Below are 13,092 nucleotides of genomic sequence, written 5' to 3'. Positions count from 1 at the left end.
CGGAATGCGGGTGCGGGCACCCGGTGTTCCAGCGATGAGTGGGGCGATGCGGTGGAAAACCTCGAGTGCGGGACACTAGACGTACGAGGAGGCGAGGCGAAATGGCTGATCACCCAGAAGACACGGGGCAGCATTACCAACCCGAACAGACCGGGATATACGAGCTGGAGTTTCCGGCGCCACAGCTGTCGTCCGAAGACGGCCGGGGACCGGTGATGATCCATGCGCTCGAGGGCTTCTCCGATGCGGGCCACGTCATCAAGATCGCCGCGGGGCACCTCAAGGACACCTTGGACACCGAGCTGGTGGCGTCCTTCGCCATCGACGAGCTGCTGGACTACCGCTCCCGTCGGCCCCTGATGACGTTCAAGAGCGACCACTTCACCCATTACGACAACCCCGAACTCAACCTGTACGCGCTGCGCGACAGCGTCGGAACCCCGTTCCTGCTGCTGGCCGGTCTGGAACCCGACCTGCGGTGGGAGCGCTTCATCACGGCCGTGCGGCTGCTCGCCGAGCGTCTGGACGTCCGTCAGGTCATCGGCCTCGGGACCATTCCCATGGCGGTTCCCCATACCCGACCGGTGACCATGACCGCCCATGCCGGCGACAAGTCGCTGATCGCCGATCATCAGCCGTGGGTCGGCGAGGTCCAGGTGCCGGCCAGTGTGTCGAACCTGCTGGAGTACCGGATGACCCAGCACGGTCACGACGCCGTCGGCTTCACCGTGCACGTGCCGCACTACCTGGCCCAGACGGACTATCCACCCGCGGCCGAGGCGCTGTTGGCCCAGGTCGCGAAGACCGGTTCGCTGCGGCTGCCCCTCGGGCCGCTCGCCGAGGCGGGCGCGGAGGTGCACACCAAGATCGACGAGCAGGTCTCCTCGAGCGACGAGGTTGCTCAAGTGGTGACCGCGCTGGAGCGACAGTACGATGCGTTCGTTGCTGCCCAAGAAAATCGGTCCCTGCTGGCGCGTGACGAGGATTTGCCAAGTGGCGATGAGCTCGGCGCCGAATTCGAGCGATTCCTTGCCGAGCAGACCGGCGACGACTCCGCGGGCGAGGACGGCAACACGGGGTCTTGACGTGACCGCCCTGCCCCGGGCTCGACGACGGAGTTGGTGATCGTGACGGAGCGAAAGCCCAATCTGCGGCCGGTGCGCGAGGTGACCCCGACGCTGCACTACCGCGTCATCCACGGCTACCGGCGGGCCTACCGGATCGCGGGTTCCGGCCCGGCGATCCTGCTGATCCACGGCATCGGCGACAACTCCACGACCTGGAGCACGGTGCAGAGCAAGCTGGCGCAGCGGTTCACCGTGATCGCCCCCGACCTGCTGGGACACGGCAAGTCGGACAAGCCACGCGCCGACTACTCGGTGGCCGCCTACGCCAACGGCATGCGCGACCTGCTCAGCGTGCTCGACGTCGAACGGGTGACGGTCGTCGGCCACTCCCTCGGCGGCGGAGTGGCAATGCAGTTCGCCTACCAGTTCCCGCAATTGGTCGATCGCTTGATCCTCGTCGGTGCCGGCGGCGTGACGAAGGACGTCAACGTCGCGCTGCGCATCGCCTCGCTGCCGATGGGCACCGAGGCGCTCGCGGTGTTGCGGCTGCCGATGGTGTTGCCCGCGTTGCAGATGCTCGGGCGGGTCGGCGGTGCTCTGCTGGGTTCCACCGGCGTGGGCCGCGACATCCCGGACATGCTGCGCATCCTCGCCGACCTTCCGGAACCGACCGCATCGTCGGCGTTCGCGCGGACACTGCGCGCGGTGGTCGACTGGCGGGGTCAGGTGGTCACGATGCTCGACCGCTGTTACCTGACCGAATCCGTTCCCGTGCAACTGATTTGGGGTTCACAGGACTCCGTCATCCCGGTCGGGCATGCGCGGATGGCCCATGCCGCCATGCCGGGTTCGCGGCTCGACGTGTTCGAAGGCTCCGGGCACTTCCCGTTTCACGACGACCCCGATCGCTTCGTCGAGATCGTCGAGAAGTTCATCGGCTCCACCGACCCGGCCGTCTACGACCAGGAGCTGCTGCGCAACCTGTTGCGTTCGGGGGTCAGTGAGAAAGGGCTCACGGGTTCGATGGACACGCGGGTGGCCGTGCTCGACGCCCTCGGTGCCGACGAGCGCAGCGCTACCTAGGAGCTAAAGAGTAGTCGGGGCCTCGAGAACCGTTGCGGGACAACGCGTTAGGCCGAGGACACGCCGCGATGGGCGCGGAGCGCCTCGATCTCGCGCTCGAAGTCGGCGGCCGACGAGAACGACCGGTAGACCGACGCGAACCGTAGATAGGCGACCTCGTCGAGGTCGCGCAACGGGCCGAGAATGGCTAGCCCGACCTCGTTGCTGGGCACTTCGGGTGAACCTGCCGCGCGCACCGCGTCTTCCACCTGTTGAGCCAGGAGGTTCAGGGCGTCGTCGTCGACCTGGCGGCCCTGACACGCTCGGCGCACGCCCTTGATCACCTTCTCCCGACTGAATGGCTCGGTGACACCGCTGCGCTTGACGACGGCCAGCACCGCGGTCTCCACGGTGGTGAATCGTCGGCCGCATTCGGGACATGACCGGCGACGACGTATCGCCTGGCCTTCATCAGCCTCTCGGGAGTCGACCACCCGCGAGTCGGGATGACGGCAGAACGGACAATGCATCTCCGCTCCTCCGCCGCGCTCGACTACTCCGGTCGCATACGAGCGTACCGATGCACGGCAGCGGGTTTCACGGCGCATGCCGCGATCAACCCACCGGCGCGATGAGCGTCTGTCCCGCGTCGACCGCCGGAGACCTCAGCTCGTTCAGATCGCGGATCTGCTCGACGACGGCGCCGATCGACGCGTCGGGCGCGATCCGCTGCGCGAGCTGCTCGAGGGACTCCCCCGCCTGGACCTGCACGACGGCCAGCCGGGCCGGCGCCGGGGCCGGGGCGTGCTGCGCAGCGCCGAAGTGGGCCACCAGACCGAGCCAGACCGTGATGGCCGCGGCGATGAGCGCGAGCACCACGGTGGTGAACGGCGTGACCGGCTTGCGCCGGTGCGAGGCGCGTGACATCAGGACACCGGTGCTCCGGTGGGTCAGCGGCGCGCCCGCGGGCCGGCGGCGCTGTGGTCCGCGTCGCGCGCTCGCCGGCGTCCGCCGCACCGGGCGTGCGGGCCGCAGTGGGCGCACGACGAGGTCCGTGGGGTCTTCGCGGGTGATGATCGTCATCTCAGGGCCTTTCGTCGTCGGTTCGCTCTTGTGTTCGAATACTAATCGCTCAGGTGTTCGATTACTAGAACACGTGATCGAACTGTTGCAGACGGTAGCGCCACCCACCGACACGTCCGCTCGACGTCGACCGTCGGCGACACGCGTCGAACACATGTTTGATTCTGGGGACGCGGCGGACTACATTCACCGCCATGAGTGACAGCAGTGACACGGTCCTTACCGAACGTCAGCGCACCATCCTCGAGGTCATCCGCAGTTCGGTGACGTCTCGCGGATACCCGCCGAGCATCCGCGAGATCGGCGATGCCGTCGGACTGACCTCCACGTCGTCGGTCGCGCACCAGCTCCGCACGCTCGAGCGCAAGGGCTATCTACGCCGCGACCCGAACCGCCCGCGCGCCGTGGACGTGCGAACGCCGGACGATCCCGCACGGACCGGCACGACGGTCGTGACGACCGACGTCGCCGGCTCGGATGCCCTTCCCGAACCCACCTTCGTCCCGGTCCTCGGACGCATCGCCGCCGGCGGGCCGATCCTCGCCGAGGAGGCCGTCGAGGACGTGTTCCCCCTGCCGAGGGAACTCGTCGGCGAGGGTGCCCTGTTCCTGTTGAAGGTGGTCGGCGAATCGATGATCGACGCGGCCATCTGCGACGGTGACTGGGTGGTCATCCGGCAGCAGAACGTGGCCGACAACGGGGACATCGTCGCGGCGATGATCGACGGCGAGGCCACCGTGAAGACGTTCAAGCGCACCAGCGGTCAGGTGTGGCTCATGCCGCACAACCCCGCGTTCGATCCCATCCCGGGCAACGATGCGGCCATCCTCGGCAAGGTCGTCACCGTGATCCGGAAGATCTAGCCCTTCGCGAACCCGTTCGTCAGCGCGAATTCCTCACTGGCGAACCATATCTCCGCACGTGCGCGGTCGTACTCACCGCTGCCGGGCGTCCAGTACAGGCCCGTCTTCGTGTCGGCCTTGATCGGGTAGCCGCTGGGCGCGTTGAACGGGTCTTCGGTGGCCAACCGCAGCGACGTCTCGAGGGCCGTCGGCTCGTCGAAGTGGATGGCTGCGTGTCGACCGCTGGGCGGCCCGCTGTCCGGCTCCGGATCGGCATGGGACATCACCGCGGCGGCAAACGGCGCCAACGGCTCCCTGCCGACGTCGTGTGGGGGTTCCTCGCCATCGTCGACGCCAGAGTCGGCGTTGGCCTCCGGTGCGGCGTGCTCGGCGTGGTCGACGAACGCGGCGTGATCATCGCCGTCCGCATGGTCGGCGTGGTCCGGTTCCACGTCGTGGTCTGGATGGTCTGGCTGATCGGAGTGGTCGGGATGGTGGGCGAATGCCGCGAACCGCGACACCTCGGGCCCGGCGTCGAGCTCGGGCCCGGCCTCGGCCTCGGTATCACCATTGAGGTCGGCGTCCGAGACGACAGGTGTCGGAGCCGTGTCGATGGCGTCCTGGTTGCGCGACAGGTCGGCGACGAAGCCCTCGCCGTCGTGGGGACTGTCGTGGGGCCCGTCGCCGACGTCGCCGTGCCCGGCGGCGGGCAATGCCCAGTCGCTGCGACGCCGCTGCCCCGAACCGTCCTCGTCGTCGTGCACCGGCAACGGCCCCGAATCGTCGTCGTCCGCGGGACGGTCGTCGTCGTAGTCGTCGTAGTCATAGTCGTCGTCGTACTCGTCACGGTCGTCGTAGTCGTCGCGCCCGGGCTCGACATCGCGGCGCCGCCGCCTCAACACCGCGGCCGTCACCGCGCCGACGATCACGAGGAGCGGGATGACGGCCAGCAACCACCACCAGCTGACGTGCCCCGACGATCCGGCATCCGGCGCGGCGGCGGGGGGCGTGGACTGCGGGGCGTCGCGACCCGGCACCTCGATCCCGGTCAGTTGGGACTGCAGGTTCGCCGGTTCGGTGGTGAATGCGTTGGTCTTCTTGTTCCACAAGACGGCCCCGCCGCTGAACTTCTGCGTGGTGACGTCGCCGTTGACGGTCTGGTCGGCCGTGGGCGCACCGAGTGGACCGGTGGCTCCGCCGAGCTTGGCCCACGCGGCGTTCATCGCTCCCCGGACGATCACTGCGCCGAAGTCCGGCGTCCAGAAGATCACGGGCTGATCGGCGGCGGCGAAGCTCGCGATCTTGCTCATCGGCGCCAGGCCGCCATCGTTCTCGTTGCTGGTCGGAAAGCCGAGATCTCCCTGGGGACCGCCCACGCTCTCGTACTTCGCGAGCAGCTGGCCGGTCAGCACGTTGGCTCCGGTGGCGGGGCTGTAGAAGATCTTCCCGCCCGCGTAGTTCTGCCCGGTTCCGTCGCTGCCGATCGTGTATTGGCCGCCGTCGGCGGCACCCAATGGACCGAGCGGACCACCCGCGGCCCGACGGGCCGCGTCGATGGCCGTCGTCACGTCGCCGGGAATCGCGAGCCCGGTGAGTTGGTCCGCGAGTTCGGGGGGCGTGGTGGTGAAGGCGTTCGTCTTGCGGTTCCAGGTCACCTGTCCGCCGGAGAAGACCTGGCTGACCTGGTCGCCGTCGTAGGTCTCGTCGGCCGTGGGAACACCGAGGGTGGCCGCCGATCCTCCGAGCTTGTCCCAGGCGGCGTTGATCGCGCCCCGCACCACGTGGGCGCCGTTGTCGGGCGTCCAGAAGATGACCGGCCGGTCGGCGGCGCTGAAGGTCGTGTTGCGACTGCCGGGCGCCTTGCCGTCGCCCTCGTCGATGGTGGGAAACCCGAGGTCGCCGTCGGCCGGGCCGCCCAGCGACTCGTACTTGTCGAGGATCGCGCCGCGCACGGCGTGGGCGCCGGTGTCCGGGGTGAAGAACATCTTGCCGCCGGCGAAGTCCTGCCCGAAACCGATGCCCGCCGGGTACACCCCGCCGTCCTTCGGTCCGAGCGGGCCGTCGGGGCCGCCTGCCGCGTCCCACGCCTGGGTGATCGCGGCGTCGGCGTCGGTGTCAGGGGTTGCCGCGGCAAGCGGTGTCCAGAGCAGCGCGGCCACCATCGCTGCGATGACCCCGACACCAGCGCGTCCGATCGTCCTGCCCAGGCGGGTTCCATGCCCCGTCATTGCGTCCTCCCAGCGAGCTGCGCCGGACTCCCTTGAGTACCGCGTTCGTCAACTCTGCGTCAGTCGACGTCCATCTTGAGGGATATCCAACCCGTCCGGGGAATGTGTCGCGCGGCCAGGCTACCGATGAGTGGTCGCTAGACGCCGAGGCTACGACCGATGATCTCCTTCATGATCTCCGTCGTGCCGCCGTAGATCGTCTGGATCCGACCGTCCAGGAACGCCCGCGCGACGGGGTATTCGCGCATGTAGCCGTAACCTCCGTGCAGTTGCAGGCAGCGGTCGTTGAGCCGCACCTGCGCCTCGGTGGAGTACCACTTGGCCATCGCGGCCTGCTCGACGGTCAGCTTCTCCTCCAGGTGCAGCTTGATGAACTCGTCGACCATCATGCGCACCATGGTGGCCTCGGTCGCGAGTTCAGCGAGCGTGAACCGGCTGTTCTGAAAGCTGCCGATGGGCTTGCCGAACGCCTTGCGGTCCTTGCAGTACTGCACGGTGTCCTCGAGGACCGCCTCCATGCCCGCCGCCGCCATCACGGCGATGCTGATCCGCTCCTGGGGCAGGTTCTGCATGAGGTACACGAAACCGGACCCCTCCTCGCCGAGCAGGTTCTCAGCGGGCACCTTGACGTCGGTGAACGACAGCTCGGCGGTGTCCTGGGCGTCGAGGCCGATCTTGTCGAGATGACGGCCGCGTTCGAAGCCCTCCATCCCGCGCTCCACCACCAGCAGCGAGAAACCGAGGGCGCCCTTGTCGGGGTCGGTGCAGGCCACCACGATCACCAGGTCGGCGTTGATGCCGTTGGTGATGAACGTCTTCGAGCCGTTGAGCACGTAGTGGTCGCCGTGCTTGACCGCGCGGGTCTTGATGCCTTGCAGGTCGCTACCGGTGCCCGGCTCGGTCATCGCGATCGCCGTGATGAGTTCGCCCGAGCAGAAGCCGGGCAGCCAGCGCTGCTTCTGCTCCTCGGTGCCCAACCGCAGCAGGTATGGCGCGATGACGTCGTTCTGCAGCGGGAAGCCGAGGCCGCTGTAGCGTCCGGCCGTGGTCTCCTCGGTGATGACGACGTTGTACCGGAAGTCGTCGTTGCCGCCCCCGCCGTACTCCTCGGGCACCGCCATGCCGAGGAATCCCTGCTTGCCCGCTTCGAGCCAGACGCCGCGGTCGACGATCTTGTCCTTCTCCCACTGGTCGTGGAACGGCACGACGTGACGTTCGAGGAATCCGCGGTAGGACTCCCGGAACAGGTCGTGCTCCGGTTCGAAGAGGGTGCGGTCGTACTTGATGGCGCCCATGGCGGACCTCCGGGTCGACGTAAAAGGGATTACCCCCGACGATATACCACCCAACCGGATGGTTGGGGCAGGACGGCACGACGGTGCCCCTCGGCGACCCCCCACATCTAGGATGTGCGCAATGGCGAAGTCTTCGACGTCACTCACGCACTGGGGGGCCTTCACCGCCGACGTCGACCACGGTGACATCGCCTCGGTGCACCCCTGGCACGCCGATGCCGACCCGTCTCCCCTGCTCGGCAACCTGCCCGGGTCGATCAGGCACCGCTCGCGCGTCACGGGGCCCGCGGTCCGTCGGGGCTGGCTCGACGACGGGCCGGGACCGACCACCCGGCGCGGCGCCGAGGAGTTCGTCGCGGTGTCGTGGGACGAGTTGACCGAGTTGTTGGCCGGGGAGCTGCGCCGGGTCATCGACACCTACGGCAACGAGGCCATCTACGGCAGCTCGTACGGCTGGGCCAGCGCGGGACGCTTCCACCACGCCCAGAGCCAACTGCACCGGTTCTTGAAACTGCTTGGCGGATATACCTTTTCGCGCCATTCCTACAGCCTCGGCGCCACCGGGGTGATCATGCCGCGCGTCGTCGGCACCCATGACGACCTGTTCAAGCGGTCGACGGAGTGGAGCGTCATCGCCGAGCACAGCGAGTTGCTGGTGTGCTTCGGTGGGGTGGGGATCAAGAACTCCGCGGTGAATCCCGGTGGCTCCACCGAACATCCGACGCGCACAGCGCTCGACAGCCTGCGCGAGCGCGGTGGGCGCGTGGTGTCCATCAGTCCCCTGCGCGACGACACCTCGGGTGAGTGCGACTGGTGGGCGCCCGTGCCGGGCACCGACGTCGCGATCATGCTCGCGCTGGCCCACGTCCTGGCCGTCGAGGGGTTGGCCGACCGCGAGTTCCTGCAGACGCACTGCGTCGGTTACGACCGGTTCGAGCGCTACCTGCTGGGGAAGAGCGACGGCATCCCGAAGACACCGCAGTGGGCCGCCGCACTGAGCGGCCTGCCCGCCGACGACCTCGTCGCCCTCGCGCGGCAGATGGCCGCGCACCGCACCATCGTGATGGTGAGTTGGTCGCTGCAGCGGGTGCGCCACGGCGAGCAGGCGCCGTGGATGGGCGTGACACTCGCCGCGATGCTCGGCCAGATCGGCCTGCCCGGAGGGGGTTTCGGCCACGGCTACGGTTCGCAGAACGAACTGGGCATGGCGCCGCTGCGCTGCCCGCTGCCGACGTTCCCCCAGGGCGCGAACCCAGTGAACACGTTCATCCCGGTGGCCGCGGTGAGCGACATGCTGCTGCACCCCGGCGAGGAATTCGACTACGACGGGCGCAGGCTCACCTACCCCGACATCAAGTGCGTGTACTGGGCCGGCGGCAATCCCTTCCACCACCATCAGAACCTGCCCCGGCTGCGTCGGGCACTCGGGCGCGTCGACACCGTCGTGGTGCACGAGCCGTACTGGACGGCGATGGCCAAGCACGCAGACGTCGTCGTGCCGTCGACGACGCCGTTCGAACGCGATGACTACTCCGGGTCGCGCAACGACCCGGTGCTGGTGGCCATGCCCGCCATGACGAAGCCCTACGCCGATGCCCGCGACGACTACTCGACGTTCGCCGCGCTGGCCGAGCGACTCGGCGTCGAAGCGGCGTTCACCGAGGGCCGCGACGCGATGGGGTGGCTGACCCACATGTACGACACCTGGGCGGGCCGCCTCGATTTCGAAGTACCGACGTTCTCGGAGTTCTGGGCGGCGGGCAGCCTGCGGTTGCCAACCGAGACCGGGCTGACGCTGCTCTCGGACTTCCGGGCCGATCCGGTCGCCCACCCACTGCGCACCCCCAGCGGCCGCATCGAGGTGTTCTCCACCGTCATCGACGGGTTCGGATACGGCGACTGCGCCGGGCATCCGGCGTGGTACGAGCCGCAGGAATGGTTGGGCGGCAGGCGGGCCGTCGACCATCCGCTGCACCTGGTGGCCAATCAGCCCGCGACCCGGTTGCACAGTCAGTTGGACGGCGGCCGAACCAGCCTGAACTCGAAAGTGCAAGGGCGCGAACCGATTCGGATGCACCCGCAGGACGCCGAGCGACGCGGGCTGACGGCAGGGGACGTGGTGCGCGTCTTCAACGACCGGGGGTCGTGCCTGGCGGGCCTCGTCGTCGACGATGCCCTACGGCCGAACGTGGTGCAGTTGTCCACCGGCGCCTGGTACGACCCGGAGGATCCCGCCGATCTGGACGCCATGTGCGTGCACGGCAACCCCAACGTGCTGACGGCCGACGTGGGTACGTCGTCACTGGCGCAGGGATGCACCGGCGCACACGTGCTGGTGCAGGTGGAGGCCTTCGACGGTCCGCTGCCACCCGTTCGGGCGCATCAGCCCCCGACGATCGTCGAGCGGTCGCAGGACCGCTCGACGACCTAGGACCTACGAACCGGTCTGAGCCCGCCCGGAGCCCGACCGGGGCCGGCGCGGTCCGCCGCCACGGCGTCCGTTGCCGCCGGACGTCGTGGGCCTGCCGCCGGAGCCGGGACCGCCGCGATGCGAGGAGGCGTTGCCGCCACGGCCCGATCCGCCACGTCCCGATCCGCCGCGGCCGGAGCCACCGGTACGGGCGGGAGTCGCCGGGCGGGGCGGGGGCTCGCGATGCGGGGCGATCTCGCCGACCAGTTCGAGCACGCTCGCCGAGTCGGCGCGGACCTGCTGCGGCTGGGCCGAGATGCCCGCCTTGCGCAGCAGCTGCTGGGTGTCGCGGCGCTGCTCGGGCAGCACGACCGTCACCACGTCACCTGCGCTGCCCGCGCGCGCCGTACGGCCCGAACGGTGCAGGTAGGCCTTGTGCTCGACGGGCGGGTCGACGTGCACGACCAGTTCGACGTCGTCGACGTGCACGCCGCGGGCGGCGATGTCGGTGGCGACGAGCACGCGCGCGTCGCCCGAGCTGAACAGCGCGAGGTTGCGGTCACGCGCGGGCTGGGACAGGTTGCCGTGCAGGTCGACCGAGGGAACGCCGGCTTCGGTGAGCTGCTTGGCCAACTTGCGGGCCTGATGCTTGGTGCGCATGAACAGGATTCGCCGACCGGTGCCCGAGGCGAGCCGGTGCACCAGCTGCGTCTTCTCCTGGGCGCCCGACACGTGGAACACGTGGTGGGTCATGGCGACGGGCGGGGCGTCGATCTCGTCGACGGAGTGCGTGACCGGGTTGCGCAGGAAGCGCTGCACCAGCTTGTCGACGCCATTGTCCAGCGTCGCCGAGAAGAGCAGGCGCTGGCCGCCGGCGGGCGTGGCCGCGAGGATGCGGGTCACGCCGGGCAGGAAGCCGAGATCGGCCATGTGGTCCGCCTCGTCGAGCACCGTGATCTGCACGGCGTCGAGGGTGATGAGCCGCTGCTTCATCAGGTCTTCCAGACGACCGGGGCAGGCGACGACGATGTCGACGCCCGCGCGCAGCGCCGAGACCTGCCGGCTTTGGGAGACCCCACCGAAGATGGTCGTCACGTTCATGCCGACGGCCGCGGCGAGGGGTTCGATCACGGCGGTGATCTGGGTGGCCAGTTCACGGGTCGGCGCGAGCACCAGGCCGGTGGGCTTCGACGGCCGTCGCGAGCCGCCGGATAGCCCGGCTACCAACGGAATCGAGAATGCGAGGGTCTTGCCGCTCCCGGTCTTACCGCGGCCGAGCACGTCACGGCCCTTCAGCGTGTCGGGCAGGGTGCTGGTCTGGATGGGGAACGGTGAGGCGATGCCACGGTCGGCGAGGACGCGGGCGATGTTCGCCGGCACGCCAAGGGACTCGAAGGTGGGTGCTGCAGTCATGTAGATGCCTTTCGGGCACGGGTGCGGCCGCGTCTGCGCGAGACGATGTGGGTCACGCGATGACGGGGCTCGATGGGCGAGATTGCCGGTGGGCAACATCGATCGCCGCGAGAAGAGCTAGTGCAAAGCACTGATCGCCAAGATGCGTTGGGCCACGTCGGTGTGACTACGGCGTCTGGGAAGATCGAGCGTTCCACGACGTGCTGACGGCGCAGAGCGACACCAGCATTGACTCGAAGTCTACCGCACTCCTTCGCCGTTCCCGCCGTCGCCGGTCAGAACGTGACGAACTCGGCGAGGCTGGCGGCGAGTGCGGCGGGCACCCGACCCTTGATCCGCGTGCCGGTCTCGGTGTGCTCGGTGACGTCGACGCGACCCTCGGCGTGCATGCGGGCGATCAGTTCGCCGCGGCCGTAGGGAATGGTGACGTCGACGCTGCGGTCGGTCGGTTCGACCAGCTCGGCCATCCGGCTGCGCAGCCGGTCGAGACCGTCGCCGGTGCGCGCCGAGACGAACACCGCATCGGGCAGGGCTCGCCGCAACTGGGCCAGGCCGAGGCCCGTGGCGGCGTCGGTCTTGTTGACCACCAACAACTCCGGTGGTGCGGCGACGTCGTATTCCCGGACCACGTCGTTGATGACCTGACGCACGGCGTTGACCTGTGCCAGCGGCGTGGCGTCGCTGCCGTCGATGACGTGCACCAGCAGGTCGGCGTCGACGACCTCCTCGAGCGTCGAGCGGAAGGCCTCGACCAACTGCGTCGGCAGATGCCGGACGAAACCGACGGTGTCGGTCAGCACGAAGGGCCGGCCATCGACGAATTGTCCACGGCGCGTGGTGGGTTCGAGTGTGGCGAACAGTGCGTTCTCGACGAGGACCCCCGCGCCGGTGAGCGCGTTGAGCAGGCTGGACTTGCCGGCGTTGGTGTAGCCGACGATCGCAACGGACGCCACGTCGCTCTGCAGCCGACGGCCCCGCTGGGTGTCGCGGATCTTCTTCATGTCCTTGATCTCGCGGCGCAGCTTGGACATTCGCTCGCGAATGCGTCGCCGGTCGGTCTCGATCTTCGTCTCACCGGGCCCGCGGGTACCCACGCCGCCACCGCTGCCGCCCGCGCCGCCACCCTGTCGCGACATCGACTCGCCCCAGCCGCGCAGCCTCGGCAGCATGTACTCCATCTGCGCGAAGGAGACCTGCGCCTTGCCCTCGCGGCTGGTGGCGTGCTGGGCGAAGATGTCGAGGATCAGCGCCGTCCGGTCGATCACCTTGACCTTGACGATCTTCTCCAACGCGTTCAGCTGACCGGGGGTCAGCTCACCGTCGAAGATGACCGTGTCGGCTCCGGTGGCCACCACGATGTCGCGCAGTTCCTTCGCCTTGCCCGAGCCGATGTAGGTGCCCGCGTCGGGCTTGTCCCGGCGCTGCACCATGCCTTCGAGGACCTCCGAGCCCGCCGTCTCGGCGAGTGCGGCCAGCTCGGCCATGCTGGCGTCGGCGTCGGCGGACGAACCGTCGGTCCACACGCCGACGAGCACCACGCGCTCCAGGCGCAGCTGTCGGTACTCGACCTCCGAGACGTCGGTGAGTTCGGTGGACAGGCCCGCGACCCGGCGCAGCGCCGAGCGGTCTTCGAGGTCGAGTTCGCCCGTGCTGGGCAGTCGTGGATGAGTCATGTGACTACTGATGTTGCCC

The 13,092-nt window shown here is 68.7% G+C and carries 10 protein-coding genes; 4 read left to right on the top strand and 6 right to left on the bottom strand.

The window, feature by feature from the left end:
• The first annotated feature begins 101 nt into the window (after window positions 1-101).
• Both G6N60_RS11580 and G6N60_RS11575 read left to right on the top strand, forming a co-directional pair.
• The gene (locus tag G6N60_RS11580) at window positions 102-1,085 is read left to right on the top strand and encodes a proteasome assembly chaperone family protein (protein ID WP_163736849.1); all 984 of its coding nucleotides are present in this window, start codon (window positions 102-104) and stop codon (window positions 1,083-1,085) included.
• A gap of 42 nt (window positions 1,086-1,127) precedes the next feature.
• A complete protein-coding gene (locus G6N60_RS11575) occupies window positions 1,128-2,150 on the top strand; it encodes an alpha/beta fold hydrolase (protein ID WP_163736846.1) in 1,023 nt (340 codons plus the stop codon).
• A 47-nt stretch (window positions 2,151-2,197) separates the two neighbouring features.
• Here the strand turns inward: G6N60_RS11575 and nrdR are convergent, their stop codons facing one another.
• Together nrdR and G6N60_RS11565 are read right to left on the bottom strand one after the other, a co-directional pair.
• Window positions 2,198-2,659 carry a transcriptional regulator NrdR gene (nrdR, locus tag G6N60_RS11570; protein WP_163736843.1) on the bottom strand — a complete coding sequence of 154 codons (462 nt, stop codon included), beginning with the start codon at window positions 2,657-2,659 and terminating at the stop codon, window positions 2,198-2,200.
• A gap of 85 nt (window positions 2,660-2,744) precedes the next feature.
• Entirely contained in the window at window positions 2,745-3,212 is a 468-nt protein-coding gene (locus tag G6N60_RS11565; protein WP_163736840.1) for a LysM peptidoglycan-binding domain-containing protein, read from the bottom strand.
• A 194-nt stretch (window positions 3,213-3,406) separates the two neighbouring features.
• On the opposite strand from G6N60_RS11565, the gene lexA reads away from it, so the two are divergent.
• Entirely contained in the window at window positions 3,407-4,075 is a 669-nt protein-coding gene (gene lexA / locus G6N60_RS11560; protein ID WP_163736837.1) for a transcriptional repressor LexA, read from the top strand.
• Here the strand turns inward: lexA and G6N60_RS11555 are convergent.
• Both G6N60_RS11555 and G6N60_RS11550 read right to left on the bottom strand, forming a co-directional pair.
• The gene (locus tag G6N60_RS11555; protein WP_163736834.1) at window positions 4,072-6,282 is read right to left on the bottom strand and encodes a sunset domain-containing protein; all 2,211 of its coding nucleotides are present in this window, start codon (window positions 6,280-6,282) and stop codon (window positions 4,072-4,074) included. The two genes, lexA and G6N60_RS11555, sit on opposite strands and share 4 nt — an antisense overlap.
• Window positions 6,283-6,419: 137 nt before the next feature.
• On the bottom strand, window positions 6,420-7,577 hold the full coding sequence (locus G6N60_RS11550) for an acyl-CoA dehydrogenase family protein (RefSeq protein ID WP_163736832.1): 1,158 nt from the start codon (window positions 7,575-7,577) through the stop codon (window positions 6,420-6,422).
• A 121-nt stretch (window positions 7,578-7,698) separates the two neighbouring features.
• Here G6N60_RS11550 and G6N60_RS11545 point away from each other — a divergent pair, with 121 nt between their 5' ends.
• Window positions 7,699-10,008 (top strand): molybdopterin guanine dinucleotide-containing S/N-oxide reductase, encoded by a 2,310-nt coding sequence (locus tag G6N60_RS11545; protein ID WP_163736829.1) that lies wholly within the window; start codon window positions 7,699-7,701, stop codon window positions 10,006-10,008.
• Window positions 10,009-10,011: 3 nt separating this feature from the next.
• Here the strand turns inward: G6N60_RS11545 and G6N60_RS11540 are convergent, their stop codons facing one another.
• Both G6N60_RS11540 and hflX read right to left on the bottom strand, forming a co-directional pair.
• On the bottom strand, window positions 10,012-11,400 hold the full coding sequence (locus G6N60_RS11540; protein WP_163736826.1) for a DEAD/DEAH box helicase: 1,389 nt from the start codon (window positions 11,398-11,400) through the stop codon (window positions 10,012-10,014).
• A gap of 275 nt (window positions 11,401-11,675) precedes the next feature.
• Entirely contained in the window at window positions 11,676-13,073 is a 1,398-nt protein-coding gene (hflX, locus tag G6N60_RS11535; protein ID WP_163736823.1) for a GTPase HflX, read from the bottom strand.
• Window positions 13,074-13,092 lie beyond the last annotated feature (19 nt).

Origin of the sequence: Mycolicibacterium madagascariense (genome assembly GCF_010729665.1) — a bacterium.
In the GTDB taxonomy this organism is placed as follows: Bacteria; Actinomycetota; Actinomycetes; order Mycobacteriales; family Mycobacteriaceae; genus Mycobacterium; species Mycobacterium madagascariense.
The sequence above is the reverse complement of the archived record's forward strand: the minus strand, read 5'-3'. Positions and strand labels throughout refer to the sequence as shown.

What these genes read in the sequence shown, in the direction of transcription:
- G6N60_RS11545 (WP_163736829.1), top strand. Translation starts at nt 7,699, where the DNA reads ATGGCGAAGTCTTCGACGTCACTCACGCACTGGGGGGCCTTCACCGCC.
- lexA (WP_163736837.1), top strand. Translation starts at nt 3,407, where the DNA reads ATGAGTGACAGCAGTGACACGGTCCTTACCGAACGTCAGCGCACCATC.
- hflX (WP_163736823.1), bottom strand. Translation starts at nt 13,073, where the DNA reads ATGACTCATCCACGACTGCCCAGCACGGGCGAACTCGACCTCGAAGAC.
- G6N60_RS11540 (WP_163736826.1), bottom strand. Translation starts at nt 11,400, where the DNA reads ATGACTGCAGCACCCACCTTCGAGTCCCTTGGCGTGCCGGCGAACATC.
- G6N60_RS11550 (WP_163736832.1), bottom strand. Translation starts at nt 7,577, where the DNA reads ATGGGCGCCATCAAGTACGACCGCACCCTCTTCGAACCGGAGCACGAC.
- G6N60_RS11565 (WP_163736840.1), bottom strand. Translation starts at nt 3,212, where the DNA reads ATGACGATCATCACCCGCGAAGACCCCACGGACCTCGTCGTGCGCCCA.
- nrdR (WP_163736843.1), bottom strand. Translation starts at nt 2,659, where the DNA reads ATGCATTGTCCGTTCTGCCGTCATCCCGACTCGCGGGTGGTCGACTCC.
- G6N60_RS11555 (WP_163736834.1), bottom strand. Translation starts at nt 6,282, where the DNA reads ATGACGGGGCATGGAACCCGCCTGGGCAGGACGATCGGACGCGCTGGT.
- G6N60_RS11580 (WP_163736849.1), top strand. Translation starts at nt 102, where the DNA reads ATGGCTGATCACCCAGAAGACACGGGGCAGCATTACCAACCCGAACAG.